This window comes from Pseudomonas sp. NBRC 100443 (assembly GCF_030268185.1).
Taxonomy (GTDB): domain Bacteria; phylum Pseudomonadota; class Gammaproteobacteria; order Pseudomonadales; family Pseudomonadaceae; genus Pseudomonas; species Pseudomonas citronellolis.
Map to the genome: position 1 here is coordinate 132915 of NZ_BSQE01000014.1, position 17393 is coordinate 150307.

Annotated in this window: 16 protein-coding genes; 11 read left to right on the forward strand and 5 right to left on the reverse strand. The window is 68.5% G+C overall.

What is annotated here, in order from left to right:
• Positions 1 to 173 precede the first annotated feature (173 nt).
• Both QSJ95_RS19125 and QSJ95_RS19130 read left to right on the forward strand, forming a co-directional pair.
• Positions 174 to 1163, forward strand: a complete 990-nt coding sequence (locus QSJ95_RS19125; protein WP_285644579.1) for a GlxA family transcriptional regulator — start codon at positions 174 to 176, stop codon at positions 1161 to 1163.
• A 273-nt stretch (positions 1164 to 1436) separates the two neighbouring features.
• A complete protein-coding gene (locus tag QSJ95_RS19130) occupies positions 1437 to 1907 on the forward strand; it encodes a nuclear transport factor 2 family protein (RefSeq protein WP_269962009.1) in 471 nt (156 codons plus the stop codon).
• A 45-nt stretch (positions 1908 to 1952) separates the two neighbouring features.
• Here the strand turns inward: QSJ95_RS19130 and QSJ95_RS19135 are convergent, their stop codons facing one another.
• The 3 genes from QSJ95_RS19135 to QSJ95_RS19145 form a co-directional block, all read right to left on the reverse strand.
• Positions 1953 to 2786 carry an ABC transporter ATP-binding protein gene (locus QSJ95_RS19135; protein WP_285644581.1) on the reverse strand — a complete coding sequence of 278 codons (834 nt, stop codon included), beginning with the start codon at positions 2784 to 2786 and terminating at the stop codon, positions 1953 to 1955.
• Positions 2774 to 3580 carry an ABC transporter permease gene (locus tag QSJ95_RS19140; RefSeq protein ID WP_061563149.1) on the reverse strand — a complete coding sequence of 269 codons (807 nt, stop codon included), beginning with the start codon at positions 3578 to 3580 and terminating at the stop codon, positions 2774 to 2776. The genes QSJ95_RS19135 and QSJ95_RS19140 overlap by 13 nt, the downstream gene beginning before the upstream one ends.
• Positions 3581 to 3673: 93 nt before the next feature.
• A complete protein-coding gene (locus QSJ95_RS19145; protein ID WP_285644584.1) occupies positions 3674 to 4657 on the reverse strand; it encodes an ABC transporter substrate-binding protein in 984 nt (327 codons plus the stop codon).
• Between the two features lie 546 nt (positions 4658 to 5203).
• Here QSJ95_RS19145 and QSJ95_RS19150 point away from each other — a divergent pair.
• From QSJ95_RS19150 to QSJ95_RS19160, 3 genes are all read left to right on the forward strand, one after another.
• Positions 5204 to 5908: a sulfotransferase family 2 domain-containing protein gene (locus tag QSJ95_RS19150; RefSeq protein WP_285644585.1), complete on the forward strand. Its 705-nt coding sequence runs from the start codon at positions 5204 to 5206 to the stop codon at positions 5906 to 5908.
• Entirely contained in the window at positions 5901 to 6512 is a 612-nt protein-coding gene (gene cysC, locus QSJ95_RS19155) for an adenylyl-sulfate kinase (protein WP_285644587.1), read from the forward strand. Before QSJ95_RS19150 ends, cysC begins: the two co-directional genes overlap by 8 nt.
• Positions 6513 to 6585: 73 nt before the next feature.
• On the forward strand, positions 6586 to 7503 hold the full coding sequence (locus QSJ95_RS19160) for an AEC family transporter (RefSeq protein WP_043316008.1): 918 nt from the start codon (positions 6586 to 6588) through the stop codon (positions 7501 to 7503).
• 343 nt (positions 7504 to 7846) lie between these two features.
• Here QSJ95_RS19160 and QSJ95_RS19165 read toward each other — a convergent pair whose 3' ends face one another.
• Entirely contained in the window at positions 7847 to 8683 is an 837-nt protein-coding gene (locus QSJ95_RS19165; protein WP_009614309.1) for an outer membrane protein OmpK, read from the reverse strand.
• A 455-nt stretch (positions 8684 to 9138) separates the two neighbouring features.
• Positions 9139 to 10755: a gamma-glutamyltransferase family protein gene (locus QSJ95_RS19170; protein ID WP_285644592.1), complete on the reverse strand. Its 1617-nt coding sequence runs from the start codon at positions 10753 to 10755 to the stop codon at positions 9139 to 9141.
• Between the two features lie 77 nt (positions 10756 to 10832).
• Here QSJ95_RS19170 and QSJ95_RS19175 point away from each other — a divergent pair, with 77 nt between their 5' ends.
• From QSJ95_RS19175 to QSJ95_RS19200, 6 genes are all read left to right on the forward strand, one after another.
• Positions 10833 to 11630: an AraC family transcriptional regulator gene (locus tag QSJ95_RS19175; RefSeq protein WP_024128863.1), complete on the forward strand. Its 798-nt coding sequence runs from the start codon at positions 10833 to 10835 to the stop codon at positions 11628 to 11630.
• Between the two features lie 537 nt (positions 11631 to 12167).
• On the forward strand, positions 12168 to 13475 hold the full coding sequence (locus tag QSJ95_RS19180; RefSeq protein WP_009614303.1) for an MFS transporter: 1308 nt from the start codon (positions 12168 to 12170) through the stop codon (positions 13473 to 13475).
• Positions 13476 to 13672: 197 nt separating this feature from the next.
• The gene (locus tag QSJ95_RS19185) at positions 13673 to 14296 is read left to right on the forward strand and encodes an ABC transporter ATP-binding protein (protein WP_285644595.1); all 624 of its coding nucleotides are present in this window, start codon (positions 13673 to 13675) and stop codon (positions 14294 to 14296) included.
• Complete coding sequence (locus QSJ95_RS19190) at positions 14293 to 15093, forward strand: ABC transporter permease (protein ID WP_285644597.1); 801 nt, start codon at positions 14293 to 14295, stop codon at positions 15091 to 15093. The genes QSJ95_RS19185 and QSJ95_RS19190 overlap by 4 nt, the downstream gene beginning before the upstream one ends.
• Before the next feature lie 41 nt (positions 15094 to 15134).
• On the forward strand, positions 15135 to 15818 hold the full coding sequence (locus QSJ95_RS19195) for an SDR family oxidoreductase (RefSeq protein WP_285644598.1): 684 nt from the start codon (positions 15135 to 15137) through the stop codon (positions 15816 to 15818).
• Between the two features lie 155 nt (positions 15819 to 15973).
• Positions 15974 to 17326: an 8-oxoguanine deaminase gene (locus QSJ95_RS19200; protein ID WP_285644599.1), complete on the forward strand. Its 1353-nt coding sequence runs from the start codon at positions 15974 to 15976 to the stop codon at positions 17324 to 17326.
• The last annotated feature ends 67 nt before the right edge of the window (positions 17327 to 17393 follow it).

Consider the following 17393-nt stretch of genomic DNA (forward strand, 5'->3'; position numbering starts at 1 on the left):
TGTTGTGTCATGGCCCCGCGCGGCGGTGGCTGGTGTTCAAATTACGCACGGCCTGCGACGGAAAATCGCACTCCGGCGACCTGCACTTGCACGCTGGCGACCTCGGCCATTGCCAGGGCCGGGCAAATGCTCCATACCAACGGATCGCCGCTCCGAATCGCCTGGATGACGCCATGTCGAACGACTTCTGGTTCCTCCTGCTGCCCGGTTTTTCCCTGATGGGGTTCATCTCCGCCGTGGAGCCGCTGCGCGTCGCCAACCGCTTCCGCGGCGGGCTCTACCGCTGGCACCTGCTGAGCGTCGACGGCGGCCCGGTGCTGGCCAGCAGCGGCATGTCGATGAACGCCGACGGCGCCCTGCAGGGCCTGGGCCGCGGCGACACGCTGTTCGTGGTGGCCGGCTTCGATCCGCTGCAGGCCTGCACCCCGGCGCTGCTGCACTGGCTGCGCCGCCTCGACCGCGAAGGCGTGACCCTCGGCGGCATCGACACCGGCAGCTTCGTCCTCGCCGAGGCCGGGCTGCTCGACCGCCATCGCTGCACGCTGCACTGGGAGGCGCTGGACGCCTTCCGGGAGACTTATCCACAGCTGCAGGCGACCCAGGAGCTGTTCGAGATCGACGGCTCGCGCATCACCTCCGCCGGCGGCACAGCCTCCATCGATCTGATGCTCGACCTGATCGCCCGCGCCCAGGGCCCGGAGCTGGCGGTGCAGGTGTCCGAGCAGTTCGTGGTCGGGCGCATCCGCACCCGCCAGGACCACCAGCGCCTGCAACTGGCGACGCGCTACGGGGTGACCAACAAGAAGCTGATCCAGGTGCTGGGCGAGATGGAAAGGCACACCGAGCCGCCGCTCTCCACCCTGGACCTGGCCGAGCGCATCCAGGTCACCCGCCGCCAGTTGGAGCGCCTGTTCCGCCTGCATCTGAACGACACGCCGTCGAACTTCTACCTCGGCTTGCGCCTGGACAAGGCCCGGCAGTTGTTGCGGCAGACGGAGATGAGCGTGCTGGAGGTGGGGCTGGCCTGTGGGTTCGAGTCGCCTTCGTATCTGTCGCGGAGTTATCGGGCCAGGTTCGGGGTTTGTCCGCGGGAGGATCGGGGGGTGTTTGTGGGTGGGGCTTCGGTGGGGGCTTCGAGCCCCTCTCCCCAGCCCTCTCCCTGAAGGGAGAGGGGGCAGTCCGTGCCGAGAGGAGGAATGGTTTCAGCCGGAAATTACGGTGCCAGCCGGCTAACGCCGAAATACCCAAGCACTCCGAACGGTCCCCTCTCCCTTCAGGGAGAGGGTTAGGGAGAGGGAACGGAGTCCACCCAAGGCCCACGCAACCACCGACGAACACCACCCATCATCTTGGCAACATCCGTGGGATGCCTGTCATTCCTCCAAACCCACCCCAGGCGCACCATGACCAGAACCCCCACCCCAGGAGCCCCCATCATGAGCGAAGCCCGCCCACCCCTGCCGCCCTTCACCCGCGAGACCGCCATCCAGAAGGTGCGCGCCGCCGAGGATGGCTGGAACAGCCGCGACCCGCAGCGCGTGTCCCTGGCCTACAGCCCGGACAGCACCTGGCGCAACCGCTCCACTTTCATCCGCGGCCGCGTGCAGATCGTCGAATTTCTCACCGGCAAGTGGCGCCGCGAACTGGACTACCGGCTGATCAAGGAACTCTGGGCCTTCACCGGCGAGCGCATCGCCGTGCGCTTCGCCTACGAGTGGCACGACGACTCGGGCAACTGGTTCCGTTCCTACGGCAACGAGAACTGGGCCTTCGACGAGCAGGGCCTGATGGTCGAGCGCCACGCCAGCATCAACGACCTGCCCATAACCGAGGACGAGCGCCTGTTCCGCTGGCCCCTGGGCCGGCGTCCGGACGATCACCCGTCGCTGAGCGACCTGGGGCTGTGAACCGGCCGCGGGAGCGAGGCGGGCACCGCGCCCCCGCGGTGGGCTTCAGTGCGCTTCTTCCAGGTCGTCGTGGAGCAGCCCGAGGATTTCGCGCTTCATCTCGATGAACGGGCGGTCCATCACCATGTCCAGCGAGCGCGGGCGCTCGATGGGCACGTCGAGGATGCGCTTGATGCGCCCCGGGCGGGCGCCCATGACGTAGACGCGGTCGCCCAGCAGGATGGCTTCGTCGATGTCGTGGGTGACGAACACCACGGTCTTCTTGCTGTGGTCCCACACGCGCAGCAGCAGCTTCTGCATCTGCATGCGCGTCTGGCTGTCGAGGGCGCCGAAGGGCTCGTCCATCAGCAGAATCTGCGGGTCGTTGGCCAGCGCGCGGGCGATGGCCACGCGCTGCATCATGCCGCCGGAGAGCTGCTTGGGGTAGTTGCCGGCGAAGTTGGCCAGGCCCACCTCGTTGAGGTAGTAGTCGACGATCTCCTTGCGCTCGGCGGCCGGCAGACTGCGGCGCTTCAGGCCGAACTCGACGTTCTCGCGCACGGTCAGCCAGGGGAACAGGGTGTAGCTCTGGAACACCATGCCGCGGTCGGCGCCGGGGCCGTCGACGCGCTGGCCGCCGACGTAGATGTCGCCCTCGGTGGGCTCGGACAGCCCGGCGGTGAGGTACAGCAGGCTCGACTTGCCGCAGCCGGAGGGGCCGACGATCACCGCGAACTGCTGGTCCGGCACCTCGAAGGAGACCTTCTCCAGCGCGGCGAAGGTACCGCCCTCGGGGGTGCGGTAGCGCAGGCTGACCTGGTCCACGCGCAGCCGCGCCGGCTGCGCCCCTTGTGCGGCCGGTGCCGCGTCGTTGCGTTGCATGGCTGCTACTGCGCCCATGAGGCCACCTTCAGTCGGAGGATGCGGAAGAGTTGGTCGGTGATCAGCCCGAGCAGGCCGATGATGGCGATGGCCAGGAAGATCACGTCCACCTGGAAGCCGCGCATGGCCTTCAGGCTGATGTAGCCCAGGCCGCTGGAGGCGGCGACCAGCTCGGCCACCACCAGGTAGGTCCAGGCCCAGCCCATGGTCACCCGCAGGGTGTCCAGCACGCCGGGCAGCGAGGCCGGGCCGAGCACGTGCAGCACCACGTCGCGGCGGGTGCAGCCCAGGGTGTAGGAGGCGTTGACCAGGTCCTTGGCGACGCCGCGGGAGACGTCGGCGATCATCACCAGCTGCTGGAAGAACACGCCGAAGATGATCACCGTGACGCGCTGCTCGATGCCGATGCCGATCCACAGGATGAACAGCGGCACGAAGGAGGTCACCGGCAGGTAGCGGATGAAGTTCACCAGCGGTTCGAGGAAGGCCTGGACGATGCGGAAGCTGCCCATCAGCAGGCCCAGGGGCACGGCCACCAGGGACGAGACCAGGAAGCCGATCATCACCACTTCGACGCTGGCCAGCACGTGGGTGCCCAGGGTGCCGTCGCGGCCCAGGCGCACGGCGGCGTCCAGCACCGCGCCGGGGCTGGGCAGGAACATCGCCGGCACCACGCCGCCGTAGGAGAGCAGGGCCCAGAGGCCGAACACCAGCAGCCAGCACAGGGCGCTGGCGGACCACACCAGGCGCACCGGCAGCTCGACCTTGGGCGTCAGGCAGCGGCTGAGCCAGGATTTATTCGGACGTGACATCGCGGATTACCTCCATGCGGACGGCCGCAAGCCTTCCGCCAGGATGTTCGTGGAACGAAGGATGGGAAGGGGCGGGCGCGCGGCCCGCCGGGTTCACTGGGCGACGAAGCGGGTGTCCACCAGGTCGTCGTAGCTGACCTGGAAGGTCTTGCCCTGCAGCTGCGTCCAGGTCTCGTTGGCCAGGCCGATGATGTCCTTGATATCGCCGGCCTTGCCGGGGGCGCCGAGGAGCTTCTCGCTCATGGCCTGGTCATAGAAGCGCACGCCCTTGGCCGCCTCGGCCAGGTCCTTGGGGTCGGACAGGTAGCCGCCGACGCCCTTGGCCATGATGGCGTAGGCCTCCTGCGGGTGCTCCTTGGTGTACTGCACGGCCTTGTACAGGCCCTTGACCAGGGCCTTGACGTCGTCGGGCTGCTTGTCGATGACGTCGCAGTTCAGCGCCACCACGTCGACGATCACCCCGGGGGTGCTGGTGCTGTCCACCAGCACCTTGCCCTGCTGCTTCTGGCGCACCATCGACAGGTGCGGCTCCCAGGTCACCGCGGCGGGGATGCGCCCGGCGATGAAGGCGGTGGCGGCATCGTCGGCGGTCATGTTCTGCACCTTGATGTCGCTCATGCTCATGCCGGCGTTCTTCAGCAGGTACGACAGCCAGAACTGCGACACCGAGCCTTCGTTGACCGCTACTTCCCGGCCCTTGAGCTGGGCCAGGCTGGTGACGTCCTTGCCCACCAGCACGCCGTCGCCGCCATGGCTGTCGTCCAGCGCGGCCACGGCCTTGAAGCAGAACTGCGGGCGGTACTTGAGGATTTCGTCGATGGTCGAGGCGGAGCCGGAGAGTTTCCCGGAGGCCTGGGCGGCCATGTACATCGCCGCTTCCTCGATGGGGGTGAGCTGCAGGTCCAGGCCCTGCTCCTTGAAGTAGCCCAGGTCGCGGGCCAGGTACAGGGTGCCGTAGCCGACCCAGGTGGTATGGCCGATGGACAGGGTGCCGGCCTGGGCCGTCGCGGCGGCGCCGGCGAACAGCCCGGCGAGGGCGAGGGGACGGGTGAAACGCGCAAGCAAGGACTTGTTCATGAAGCACTCCCACAGCCTGTTGGGCTTGTTATTGGATAACTGCGGCAGTGGCCAGGTGGCCGGAGGTTTCACAGCGAAGCGGAACGTGCGCGGCGATGGGCTCTGTGGCCCCTGGGCCCGAAAGGCGGGCGGCACGTGACAGGGCGGATGGTGGCGGAAGCGGGAGGCTCGGAAAATTATTAAATATGTCGTTGCGACATAAGAAAAAGCTGCCTTTCGCCGCCGGGGCCCGGGCTTGCCGCGTTCGTGGCGCCTCGACCGGCGGCGGGCTGCCAGTCACTTCCTCAGGGATTTCCCACGCTTTGTGCATCCTTTTCGCCGTGGGCGCCGCGCCGGGCCGGGAATAGACTCCCCCGGCCGTCGGAAACCGCCCCGGATGGACCTACAAGCCACAAGGCCCATGTCGCCGTGTATCGGAAACCTTACCTTCTTGACCAACACGGAATAATCGCCAGACACGGGCCTGTTAAGGTTTCCTTAAGGCCGGGGCCCTCCCGCCGTCCAAGGAAAACCACCGGAGCGACCCTCCGGCGTTCGAGAGTCCCCATGCTGCAACGCTACTTCTGGAAGCTGCTGCCCAAGGTCCAGCGCAACTTCCTGCTCAGCCGCCTGCCGGTGCAGGAACGCCAGATCGTCAACAAGGCGATGTCCGGCAACGCCCATTTCCCCGCGTATTTCCGCGAGCGCCGCTGCCTGTTCGTGCACGTGCCCAAGTGCGCCGGCAGCAGCCTCTGCGCGGCGCTGTTCGACGGCGGGCGCCCCGGCCACCTGCCGCTGTACTGGTACGAGCAGCAGTTCCCCGGCGAATACGCCGAAAGCTTCAAGTTCAGCTTCGTCCGCGACCCGCTGGAACGCGCCTACTCGGCCTATGCCTACCTGCGCGGCAACCAGCTGCCGCAGCGCGACCGGGCGGCGCACCAGCTGGTCTGCCAGTACCGCGACTTCGACGACTTCGTCGACCGCTGGCTGCACCCGGACAACCTCCAGCGCCAGCTGCATTTCGTGCCGCAGGTGGCCTTCCTCTGCGATTCCCTCGGCCACCTGGGGCTGGACTTCATCGGCCGCCAGGAGAACCTGGAAGCGGACTTCCAGACGCTGTGCGAGCACCTGGGCATCAGCGGCCAGCTGCCCCACCTGAACGCCTCGCGGCAGCGCCAGGCCGGCCCGGCCCGGGACTTCTGCAGCACTCGCACGCGGCGCCTGGTGCGCCGCGCCTATCAACGCGACTACCAACTGCTTGGCTATGAGTGACCTCAAAGTACCCCTGTTCCCCGTCACCGGCAGCGTGCGCCGCGAAGCCCGCGCCGCGCTCAAGGGCCAGCGCCCCTGCTGCATCTGGCTGACCGGCCTGTCCGGCTCGGGCAAGTCGAGCCTGGCCAACGCCCTGGAGCTGGCCCTGCACCGCGAGCGCGTGCACAGCTTTCTGCTCGATGGCGACCAGGTCCGCGGCGGCCTGTGCAGCGACCTGGACATGAGCCCCGAGGGCCGCCGCGAGAACATCCGCCGCCTGGCCCATGCCGCGCGGCTGATGACCGAGGCCGGGCTGGTGGTGATAGTCGCCGCCATTTCGCCGTTCCGCGCCGAGCGCGATGCCGCCCGCGCGCTGTTCCCGGCTGACGAGTTCCTCAGCGTGTATCTCAGCACGCCGTTGCGGACCTGCGCCGAGCGCGACCCCAAGGGCCTGTACAAGGCCGCCCGGGAAGGCCGCCTGCGCAACTTCACCGGCATCGACAGCCCCTACGAGCCGCCGCTGGACGCCGACTTCGAAGTGGACGCCACCGACACCTCCACCGACGAGGCCTGCCGTAGGCTTCTCGGGCTGGTCCTGCATCGCTGCCGCCCCGGTCCGGCCTGAGCTCCGGGCCCGGCTTGCCGTCGCCGCGCGCGGCTGGGCAAGATGGGCGCCCAACCACCGCCGCGGGGTATCCGTGTCCGTTCTCTTCGAGGCCCTCTGGCCGCTCTTCGCGCTTATCGTCGGCGGCTACCTGCTGCGCCGCCGCGGCTTCCCCGGCGAGGCCTTCTGGCCGGCGGCCGAACGCCTGAACTACTTCATCCTGTTCCCCGCGCTGCTGTTCGCCAGCCTGGCCAAGGCGCCGCTGCGCGACCCGGGGCTGGGCCGCCTGGCCCTGGCGGTGGCCCTGGGCCTGGGCGGCGCCTGGCTGGCGCTGCTGGCCAGCCGGCGCCTGCGCGCCTGGAGCGCGGCACGCTTCGGCGCCATCGCCCAGGGTGTGCTGCGCTTCAACACCTACCTGGGCCTGGCCGCGGTGGGCAGCCTGTACGGCAAGGAAGGCCTGACCCTGGCGGCGCTGATGCTGGCGCTGATGGTGCCGACGGTGAACCTGATGTCGGTCTGGGCGCTGACCGCCGAACGCGGCATCAGCGCCCGCGCGCTGCTGCTGCCGATCCTCAGGAACCCGCTGATCCTCGCCTGCGCCGCCGGCGCCCTGGTCAACCTGGCCGGCCTGGAACTGGGCGGCGGCAGCGCCCGGCTGTTCGACCTGCTGGCGGTGGCCAGCCTGCCGCTGGGCCTGCTCTGCGTGGGCGCGGCGCTGCAACCGAAGGAACTGCGCGCGGAACTGCCGGTGCTGCTGGGCAGCTGCGCCACGCGCCTGCTGGCGATGCCCGCCCTGGCCTTCGCCTGCGCCCAACTGCTCGGCCTGGCGCCGCTGGAGTCGGCGGTGTTCGTGCTGTTCTTCGCCCTGCCAACGGCGCCCACGGCCTATGTGCTGACGCGGCAGTTGGGTGGGGACAGTCACCTGATGGCGGGGATCATCACGCTGCAGACGTTGCTGGCGGGGGGGAGCCTGTTGCTGGTGATGGGAGTGGTGCAGGCGCTGGCGGGGTGACGCTGTGGGGGCTTCTCGTAGGAGCGAGCTCGCTCGCGAACAGCGTTTCCCGGTGGCCTCGGTGTTGCAGTTTGACTCCGCAACCCTCTCCCCAGCCCTCGGCTGCGCGCCCCGCCCTGAAGGGAGAGGGGGCTTGTCCGTGCCGAGAGGAGTAATGGTTTCAGCCGGAAACCTGCGGTGTTGCCGGCTGACTCCAGAACACCCAAGCACTCCGAACGGTCCCCTCTCCCTTCAGGGAGAGGGTTAGGGAGAGGGCGCTCTTCAGGCCAGGCACCGAAGCCATCTGGAAACACCGTTCGCGAGCAAGCTCGCTCCTACAGAACAGAAAAGCGCCCAGCCCCAATCAGAAGTGGTACTTCACCAACAAACTGGTGGTGTTCTGGTCGGTGGTGAAGAACTGCGAATCCTTGATCCCGTACTTATCGGACCAGTAGTCGTACTCCACGCCCACGTACAGGTGCTTGGCCTCGTAGCCCATGGCCTTGCCCAGGTCGTACTTGATCTGCGGGTTGAAGTGCAGGTTGGCGTGGTAGTCGCTCTGGCCGCGTTCGCTGGCGCTGGCGCTCTTGTTGTTGACCACCCAGTCCATGAAGCCGTCGAAGAGGATGTCGGAGTTGCCCACCGGGATGGTCACGGCCCAGGCCGGTGTGATCTGCCAGGCGCCGGAGGGTACGCGGTTGCCGTCGGGCTTGCGGTAGTAGAAGTTCAGCTGGAAGTAGTCGAAGCCGGGCAGGGCCAGGTCGAAGCCCGGGCCGATCAGGTAGGCCTCGGTGTCGCCTTCGCCGAATTCGTAGGTGGTGGCCAGCAGCACGTCCTTGATCGGGCCCAGCGACAGGTCGGCGCCGGTGATCTTGCCGAACGACAGGCGCGGGCTGAACTCGCCGTAGTAGGTGTTCTTGCCGTTCTGGCTGTCTTCCTTGCCGTTGTAGTTGATCTGGTCGACGAAGAACCAGATGTCGCCCCAGGTCCAGGCGCTCGCGCTCTCGAAGGTGAAGGTCTGCTGGATCGGCGGGTTGACCTTGAAGTTCTTGCCCCACAGGTAGGTCAGGCTTTCGTTGTGCCAGATCAGCGGGCCGTCGTTGCTGGCCGGCGCGGGGGTGAGGTCTTCGCCGCCGGCCATGGCCTGGCCGGTAGCCAGCAGCCCGCCGGCGAGCAGCAGGGATGCGAGGGTGCGAGTCATGTGGTGCTCCTAGGTTTTGAAGTGCTGCGATCTAGTTGGAATTCTGAACCTGTCCACTCGGTCAGGCTTGGCCTGCCGAGGCAAGATCGGGGCCAACGCCGGGCGCGGGCCGGGTTTTCTTCTGTGTTTTGGGAAAAGCCATGCTTTTTCATGGGCCTGCGTCGCGGCCGGCGAAGGCCTGGGATCGGGCAAAAACCTGACTCCCGGGACAGGTCGTGCCTTCGCACAGGGCAGCGCAGCGTGCCGAAGCGCCATTTTGGCGAGCATGGGCAGGGCTATTGAATACATATTTGCTTTGAGTTGAATGGAATCAATTCAAAATATGTATACAAATTTGCTGTGAAGAATCTACACAAGCGCCCCGGCGGCCACCTTGCGGGCGGCCGCGGCCTTTCCGGGCGCGGATGATGCCAGAGCCGCGCCGCGCAAGCACCTCCGCCGGCCCGGCGGCGGTCTCACCAGGCGGCGATCTGCCCGTCGGTGCGCGGCTCGGTGCCGCCGCAGAGCACGCCGCTGCGCGGGGCGCGCAGGATGATCTGGCCACGCCCGTAGCTGCTCAGGTCGTGGGCCACTTCCACGTGGTGGCCGCGGCGGGTGAGCACCGCCGCCAGGCTGCGCGGCGCGCCGTGCTCGATGCCGATGCGCTTGTCGCCCAGCCACTGCCAGCGCGGGGCGTCCAGCGCGGCCTGGGGGTTGAGGCCGAAGTCCACCAGGTTCATCACCATCTGCACGTGGCCCTGGGGCTGCATGTAGGCGCCCATCACGCCGAACGGCCCCAGGGGCACGCCGCCCTTGCTGAGGAAGCCGGGGATGATGGTGTGGAAGGTCTTCTTGCCCGGGGCCAGGGCGTTGACGTGCGCGGCGTCGAGGCTGAACTCGGCGCCGCGGTTCTGCAGGGCGATGCCGGTGCCGGGCACCACCACGCCGGAGCCGAAGCCGTGGTAGTTGCTCTGGATGAACGACACCAGGTTGCCCTCGCCGTCGGCCGTGGCGAGGTACACGGTGCCGCCGGCGCGCGGCTTGCCCGGGTGCGGTTCCAGGGCGCGCTCGCCGATCAGCGCACGGCGGCTGGCGGCGTAGTCGTCGCTGAGCAGGTCGGCGACGCTGAAGCGCATGGCGTCCGGCTGGCCGATGTAGGCGCGGCCGTCGGCGTAGGCCAGCTTCATGGCCTCTAGCTGGCGGTGCCAGGTGTCCGGGCTGTCGCGCTCGCCGAATTCGAAGCCCTTGAGGATGTTCAAGGCCATCAGCGCCACCAGGCCCTGGCCGGCCGGGGGGATTTCCCAGACGTCGTAGCCGCGGTAGTTCAGTGCAATGGGCTCGACCCACTGGGCGCGGTAGCCGGCCAGGTCGGCCTCGTCCAGGTAGCCGCCGCTGGCCCGGGCGTGGGCGGCGATGCGCTGGGCCAGGGCGCCGCGGTAGAAGCTCTCGCAGCGGCTTTGCGCCAGTTCGCGCAAGGTCTGCGCCTGGCCGGGGTTGCGGAAGATTTCCCCGGCGCGCGGGGCGCGGCCGTCGATGAGGAATTCGTCGAACCAGGCCGCCAGTTCCGGATGCGCGTCGCGCACCCCGCGGAACTTGTCCAGGCCGCTCTGCCAGAGGCCGGCGATCACCGGCGAGACCGGAAAGCCCTGCTCGGCCAGCTCGATGGCCGGGGCCAGCAGTTCGGCGAAGCTCAGCCGGCCGAAGCGCGCCGACAGCTCGGCCCAGGCCGCCGGGCAGCCCGGCACTGTCACCGGCGTCCAGCCATACAGCGGCATGCGCGTGTGGCCGGCGCCGCGCAGCGTGCCGATGTCCAGCGCCCCGGGCGCGTAGCCGGCGGCGTCCAGGCCGTGCAGCTTGTCCTTGACCCACACCAGGGCGAAGGCGTCGCCGCCGATGCCGCAGCCGGTGGGCTCCACCACCGTCAGCGCCGCCGCCGTGGCCACCGCGGCGTCCACCGCGTTGCCGCCGCGCTTGAGCATGTCCAGCCCGACCTGCGCCGCCAGCGGCTGCGAGGTGGCCACCATGCCGCGCCGGGCATACACCAGCGAGCGTTGCGAAGCGTAGGGATATTCCTGGGCGGAGAAATTCAGCATGGGCGGGCTCCGTTGACGGCTTGAGGCGGCAGGGTAGCCCTGCCAGACTCTGTCGACTAGCGATACAAAGCCAAAGCATAGCGATGAACGGACAGCACCCCCATCTGCAACGCGCGATTCCCACGCTCGACGACCTGCCGCGGCCGGTCTACGCGCGCGCCGAAAGCCTGCGCGCCGGTTCCTGGACCGGCCGCCACCACCACGCCTGGGTGCAACTGTCCTACGCCATCAGCGGGGTGCTCGGCGTGCACACCGCCGAGGGCAGCTTCTTCGCCCCGCCGCAGCGGGCCATCTGGATACCGGCGTACCTGGAGCACGAGGTGGTCACCTCCGGCCGCGCGGAGATGCGCAGCCTGTACCTGAGCGCCGAGGCCTGCGCCTGGGCGGAGCCGCGCTGCCGGGTGCTGGAGGTGACGCCGCTGGCCCGCGAGCTGATCAAGAGCTTCTGCGAGCTGCCGGTGGATTATCCACAGGGCGACAGCCCCGAGCAGCGCCTGGTGAACGTGCTGCTGGACCAGCTGCGTACCCTGCCGGAAGTCGCCTTCTCCCTGCCCATGCCCCAGGAGCCGCGGCTGCTGCAGCTGTGCCAGGCGCTGATCGAACAACCCAGCACCAGCCTCACCCTGGGCGACTGGGCGCAACGCCTGGGCACCTCGGAAAAAACCCTCTCGCGCCTGTTCCAGCGCGAGACCGGCATGAGCTTCCGCCTCTGGCGCCAGCGCCAGCGGCTGCTGGGTTCGCTGGGTGTGCTGGAGGATGGTGCCAGCGTGACCGCTGCGGCGCTGGATTGTGGCTATGACTCCACTTCGGCTTACATAGCTGCGTTCAAGGGGTTGTTCGGCTTTACGCCGGGGGAGTTGTTCAAGCAGCGTTGAGCCGCTGCGGTCTGCGCTTCCTGTAGGAGCGAGCTTGCTCGCGAACGGCGTTTCCAGGCGGCCTCGGTGTTTTGGTTTGACTCCGCAACCCTCTCCCCAGCCCTCTCCCTGAAGGGAGAGGGGGTTTGTCCGTGCCGAGAGGAGGTGTGGTTTCATCCTGATGCCCGCGGAGTAGCCGGCTAACGCCGAAACATCAGCGCACGCCGAACGGTCCCCTCTCCCTTCAGGGAGAGGGTTAGGGAGAGGGCGCTCTTCAGGACAAACACCGAAGCCCCGGCAGACCACCATTCGCGAGCCATCTCGCCCCAACGAAAAGCCACTCCAAATAAGCGGATTTCCGCTCACCCACCCCCGCCCATCGGCATCCAACCGCCTGCCCACACCGTACGAAAACCCCGTAATCCCTTGCCCCACGCGGCTTTGCGCCCTTGGCACGTTGCCTGCTATCGCCCTCCACACTGCGCCGCACCTCGTGGCGCGCCGGTGCCGGTTTCGTGGTCCGCGCACCCGACGACAACAACGACAAGAGGATTACCCATGGATAGCGCAAGCGCCGTCTCCGCTTCTGCCGCGCCCCGTACGACCTCCCAGCGCATCAAGTCGATCTTCAGCGGCTCGGTGGGCAACCTGGTGGAGTGGTACGACTGGTACGTCTACGCCGCCTTCTCCCTGTATTTCGCCAAGGCCTTCTTCCCCCAGGGCGACATGACCGCCCAGCTGCTCAACACCGCCGCGATCTTCGCCGTGGGCTTCCTGATGCGCCCGATCGGCGGCTGGCTGATGGGCATCTACGCCGACCGCAAGGGCCGCAAGGCCGCGCTGCTGGCCTCGGTGCTGCTGATGTGCTTCGGCTCGCTGATCATCGCCCTGACCCCCAGCTACGAGACCATCGGCGTCGGCGCGCCCATCCTGCTGGTGCTCGCGCGCCTGCTGCAGGGCCTGTCGGTCGGCGGCGAGTACGGCACCTCGGCCACCTACCTCAGCGAGATGGCCAACAAGGAACAACGCGGCTTCTTCTCCAGCTTCCAGTACGTGACGCTGATCTCCGGCCAGCTCATCGCCCTGGCGGTGCTGATCGTGCTGCAGCAGACCCTGACCGTGGAGCAGTTGGAAAGCTGGGGCTGGCGCGTGCCCTTCTTCATCGGCGCGCTGTGCGCGGTGACCGCCATGTTCCTGCGCCGCGGCATGGAAGAGACCGAGTCCTTCGCGAAGAAGAAGGAAGAGCCCAAGGAAAGCCTGATGCGCACCCTGCTGCGCCATCCCAAGGAAGTCCTCACCGTGGTCGGCCTGACCATGGGCGGCACCCTGGCCTTCTACACCTACACCACGTACATGCAGAAGTACCTGGTAAACACCGTGGGCATGAGCAAGACCGACTCGACCATGATCTCGGCCGCCACCCTGTTCCTGTTCATGCTGCTGCAGCCCATCGTCGGCGCGCTGTCGGACAAGATCGGCCGGCGCCCCATCCTGATCGCCTTCGGCGTGCTGGGCACCGTCTTCACCTACCCGATCCTCAGCACCCTGCACAGCATCGACACCTGGTGGGGCGCGTTCTTCCTGATCATGGCGGCGCTGGTGATCGTCAGCGGCTACACCTCGATCAACGCCGTGGTGAAGGCCGAGCTGTTCCCCACCGAGATCCGCGCCCTGGGCGTGGGCCTGCCCTACGCGCTGACCGTGTCCATCTTCGGCGGCACCGCCGAGTACGTGGCGCTGTGGTTCAAGAGCATCGGCATGGAGAGCGGCTTCTACTGGTACGTCACCGGCTGCATCGCCTGCTCGCTGCTGGTCTACGTGACCATGAAGGACACCCGGACGCATTCGAAGATCACTACCGACTGATAGGGGCGCGTGCCCTGGCCCCGGGGTTGCTCCGGGGCGTTTTATTCGCGAGGCCCGGCATTTGCTGGGCCTCGTCGTTTTCGGGTCGCCTGGGTTGGGCTTATGGGGGGCGGGGAGATGGGTGAAGCGGCGGATAACCGCGAACGGTTATACGCCCTACGTTATGCTCGGCGACTTGGCGTTGACGAAGCGAGTTCATGAGCCTTTTGGATATTCCCTTTGGGCCTCTGCGGGCCTGCGGCTTGCGCGGGGCGCTGAGCGGGCCGTTCGACCTTGACCTGGCGCCTGGCCGCTGCAGCGTGCTCAGCGGCCCCTCGGGCATCGGCAAGAGCCTGTTGCTGCGCATGCTCGCCGACCTCGACCCCAACCAGGGCCAGGTCAGCCTGGCCGGGGTGGCGCGCGAGCGTATGCCGGCCAGCGCCTGGCGGCGGCTGGTCACCTATGTGGCGGCGGAATCCGGCTGGTGGGAGGAGGGCGTCGCCGCGCACTTCGCCGACCTCGACGCCGCGCGGGCGCTGCTGCCGCGGGTGCGTCTCGACCCGGCGCTGCTGCAGGCGCGGGTGGCGCAGTTGTCCACAGGCGAGCGCCAGCGCCTGGCCCTGCTGCGCGCGGTGGTGCAGCGACCGCGCTTCCTGCTGCTGGACGAACCCACGGCGGCGCTGGACGCGGCCAGCCGCGAGGGTGTCGAGCAACTGCTGCAGGCACTGAAGGCCGAAGGCCTGGGCCTGCTGGTGGTCAGCCACGATGCCGGGCAGGCGCGGCGCCTGGCGGATGTCCACCTGCAGCTCGACGAACATGGCCTGGGCGAGGTGCAGCCATGACGCCGCTGCCGCTCGGCCTGCCGGAACTGGCCCTGGCGGCGCTGCTGATAGTGGCCGCCGCCGGGCTGTCCTGGGCGCTGCGCCTGGGCCTGCAGCGCACCCTGCTGGTCTGCGCCGTGCGCCTGGTGGTGCAACTGGTGCTGGTGGGGCTGTTCCTGCGCCAGGTGTTCGCCCTGTCCTCGCCCTGGCTGACCGCCGGGGTGGTGCTGGCGATGCTCGCCGCGGCCAGCTTCGAGGTTGGTTCGCGACAACGTCGCCGGCTGGCCGGCTTCTGGCACCTGGGCATCGGCGGCAGCAGCGTCGGCATCGCCACCCTGGGCATCGCCCTCTTCGCCCTGGCCGGCAGCCTGCGGCCGCAGCCGTGGTACGACGCGCGGCACGCCATCCCGCTGGTGGGCATCATCCTCGGCACGGCGATGAACGCCGCCAGCCTGGCGCTGAACCAGGTGTTCGCCAGCGTCACCCGCGAGCGCGCCGCCATCGAGGCGCGCCTGGCCCTGGGCGCCGACCGCTATACCGCGCTTGGCGGGGTGCTGCGCCGCGCGCTCTACACCGGCTTGATCCCCACCCTGAACCAGATGGCCGCCGCCGGCATCATCACCCTGCCGGGGATCATGACCGGGCAGATCCTCGCCGGCATGGACCCGCTGGACGCCGCGCGCTACCAGATCCTGCTGATGTTCCTGCTGGTCGGCGCCGGCTTCGCCGCGGCCCTGGGCGCCGTGTACCTGTCGGCCTGGCGGCTCACCGACGAGCGCGACCGCCTGCGCCTGGACCGCCTGCGCGGCGAGGATTGAGCGGGTATGCTGGGGCTTTTCCATCCCGAGGGGAGAGCCCCATGAGCACTGCCAATTCCGCCCTGATCATCGGCGCCTCCCGCGGCCTCGGCCTGGGCCTGGTGAACCAGCTGCTGGCGCGCGGCTGGGAGGTCACCGCCACCGTGCGCGACGCCGCCAACGCCGGTGTGCTGGACAGCCTGCCGGTGCGCGTCGAGTCCCTGGTGCTGGACGACGCGGCCTCCCAGGACCGCCTTGCAGCGGCCCTGGCCGGGCAGCGCTTCGACCTGGTCTACATCAACGCCGGCATCTACGGCCCGCCGCACCAGTCGGCGCTGGACGCCAGCCTGGCCGAGGTGGGCGAGCTGTTCATGGTCAACGCCGTGGCCCCGCTGCGCCTGGCCGAGCGCCTGCTGCCGCTGCTGGAGCCGCAGCGCGGAGTGCTGGCCTTCATGACCTCGGAACTGGGCAGCGTGGCCGGCAACGAATCCGGCGGCATGGGCCTGTACCGGGCGAGCAAGGCGGCGCTGAACTCGCTGACCCGCAGCCTGGTCGCCGGGCTGGGCGAAACCGGCCTGACGGTGCTCAACCTGCACCCCGGCTGGGTACGCACCGACATGGGCGGCGAGGCCGCGCCGCTGGACGTGGAAACCAGCGCCGCCGGGCTCATCGACCAGGTCGAGGCCTACGCCGGGCGCGGCGGCCAGCATTACCTGGACTACCAGGGGACGACGATCGACTGGTGACGGATGCCGGCGGCGGCGTTACCATGCGCCGACGCCTGACCTGCGGGTCAAGGCGCACCTGGATCAGCAGACAGGGTGAACACTGAGCTGGCTTCCCGTACAACCGGGAGCCGGCTCGCCTCGGGCGGCGGCTCCGCAACCCGGAGGATTCACCCATGTCATCCCCCCGCCTGTGGCTGCGCAATCCCCTCGCCATCTTCACCGCCAACGGCCTCGACGCCCGTGGCGGCCTGGTCGTGCAGGACGGCCGCATCGTCGAACTGCTCGCCCTTGGCCAGCAACCCTCGCAGCCCTGCGAGCAGGTGTTCGACGCTAGCCAGCACGTGCTGCTGCCCGGCCTGATCAACACCCACCACCACTTCTACCAGACCCTCACCCGCGCCTGGGCGCCGGTGGTCAACCAGCCGCTGTTCCCCTGGCTGAAGACCCTCTACCCGGTGTGGGCGCGGCTGACCCCGGAGCAGCTGGCGCTGGCCACCAAGGTGGCCCTGGCCGAACTGCTGCTGTCCGGCTGCACCACCGCGGCGGACCACCACTACCTGTTCCCCGACGGCCTGGAACAAGCCATCGACGTGCAGGCCGGGGTGGTCGCCGAACTGGGCATGCGCGCCATGCTCACCCGCGGCTCCATGAGCCTGGGCGAGGCCGATGGCGGTTTGCCGCCGCAGCAGACGGTGCAGCGCGCCGAGGACATCCTCGCCGACAGCGAACGGCTGATCCGCGACTACCACCAGCGCGGCGACGGCGCCCAGGTGCAGATCGCTCTGGCGCCCTGCTCGCCGTTCTCGGTGACCCCGGAAATCATGCGCGCCAGCGCCGAGCTGGCCGAGCACCACGACGTGCGTCTGCACACCCACCTGGCCGAGACCCTCGACGAAGAAGACTTCTGCCTGCAGCGCTTCGGCCAGCGCACCGTGGACTACCTCGACAGCGTCGGCTGGCTCGGCCCGCGCACCTGGCTGGCCCACGGCATCCACTTCAACGACGAGGAAATAAAGCGCCTGGGCGAAGCCGGCACCGGCATCTGCCACTGCCCCAGCTCGAACATGCGCCTGGCCTCGGGCATCTGCCCCACCGTGGCGCTGGAAGCCGCCGGCGCGCCGGTGGGCATCGGCGTGGACGGCTCGGCCTCCAACGATGCCTCGAACATGATCCTCGAAGCGCGCCAGGCCCTGTACATCCAGCGCCTGTGCTACGGTGCGGAAGAGATCACCCCGGAGCGGGCGTTGGGTTGGGCTACCAAAGGGTCGGCGAAGCTGCTGGGCCGCAGCGACATCGGCGAGCTGGCGCCGGGCAAGCAGGCGGACCTGGCGTTGTTCAAGCTGGATGAGCTGCGGTTTTCCGGGAGCCATGATCCGATTTCGGCGCTGTTGCTGTGTGGGGCGGACAGGGCGGACAGGGTGATGGTCGGGGGGAGTTGGCGGGTGGTGGATGGCGAGGTGGAGGGCCTGGACCTGAAGGGCCTGATCGCTGCGCACACCCAGGCAGCACGGAAGCTGATCGGCTGACTGGCTTTTCGTAGGAGCGAGCTTGCTCGCGAACGAGGCCAACCGGGGGTGCGGTGCATGCCCTGAA

Coding starts and splice junctions, on each gene's coding strand:
- QSJ95_RS19125 (WP_285644579.1), top strand. CDS start 174: ATGTCGAACGACTTCTGGTTCCTCCTGCTGCCCGGTTTTTCCCTGATG.
- QSJ95_RS19130 (WP_269962009.1), top strand. CDS start 1,437: ATGAGCGAAGCCCGCCCACCCCTGCCGCCCTTCACCCGCGAGACCGCC.
- QSJ95_RS19135 (WP_285644581.1), bottom strand. CDS start 2,786: ATGGGCGCAGTAGCAGCCATGCAACGCAACGACGCGGCACCGGCCGCA.
- QSJ95_RS19140 (WP_061563149.1), bottom strand. CDS start 3,580: ATGTCACGTCCGAATAAATCCTGGCTCAGCCGCTGCCTGACGCCCAAG.
- QSJ95_RS19145 (WP_285644584.1), bottom strand. CDS start 4,657: ATGAACAAGTCCTTGCTTGCGCGTTTCACCCGTCCCCTCGCCCTCGCC.
- QSJ95_RS19150 (WP_285644585.1), top strand. CDS start 5,204: ATGCTGCAACGCTACTTCTGGAAGCTGCTGCCCAAGGTCCAGCGCAAC.
- cysC (WP_285644587.1), top strand. CDS start 5,901: ATGAGTGACCTCAAAGTACCCCTGTTCCCCGTCACCGGCAGCGTGCGC.
- QSJ95_RS19165 (WP_009614309.1), bottom strand. CDS start 8,683: ATGACTCGCACCCTCGCATCCCTGCTGCTCGCCGGCGGGCTGCTGGCT.
- QSJ95_RS19170 (WP_285644592.1), bottom strand. CDS start 10,755: ATGCTGAATTTCTCCGCCCAGGAATATCCCTACGCTTCGCAACGCTCG.
- QSJ95_RS19180 (WP_009614303.1), top strand. CDS start 12,168: ATGGATAGCGCAAGCGCCGTCTCCGCTTCTGCCGCGCCCCGTACGACC.
- QSJ95_RS19185 (WP_285644595.1), top strand. CDS start 13,673: ATGAGCCTTTTGGATATTCCCTTTGGGCCTCTGCGGGCCTGCGGCTTG.
- QSJ95_RS19190 (WP_285644597.1), top strand. CDS start 14,293: ATGACGCCGCTGCCGCTCGGCCTGCCGGAACTGGCCCTGGCGGCGCTG.
- QSJ95_RS19195 (WP_285644598.1), top strand. CDS start 15,135: ATGAGCACTGCCAATTCCGCCCTGATCATCGGCGCCTCCCGCGGCCTC.
- QSJ95_RS19200 (WP_285644599.1), top strand. CDS start 15,974: ATGTCATCCCCCCGCCTGTGGCTGCGCAATCCCCTCGCCATCTTCACC.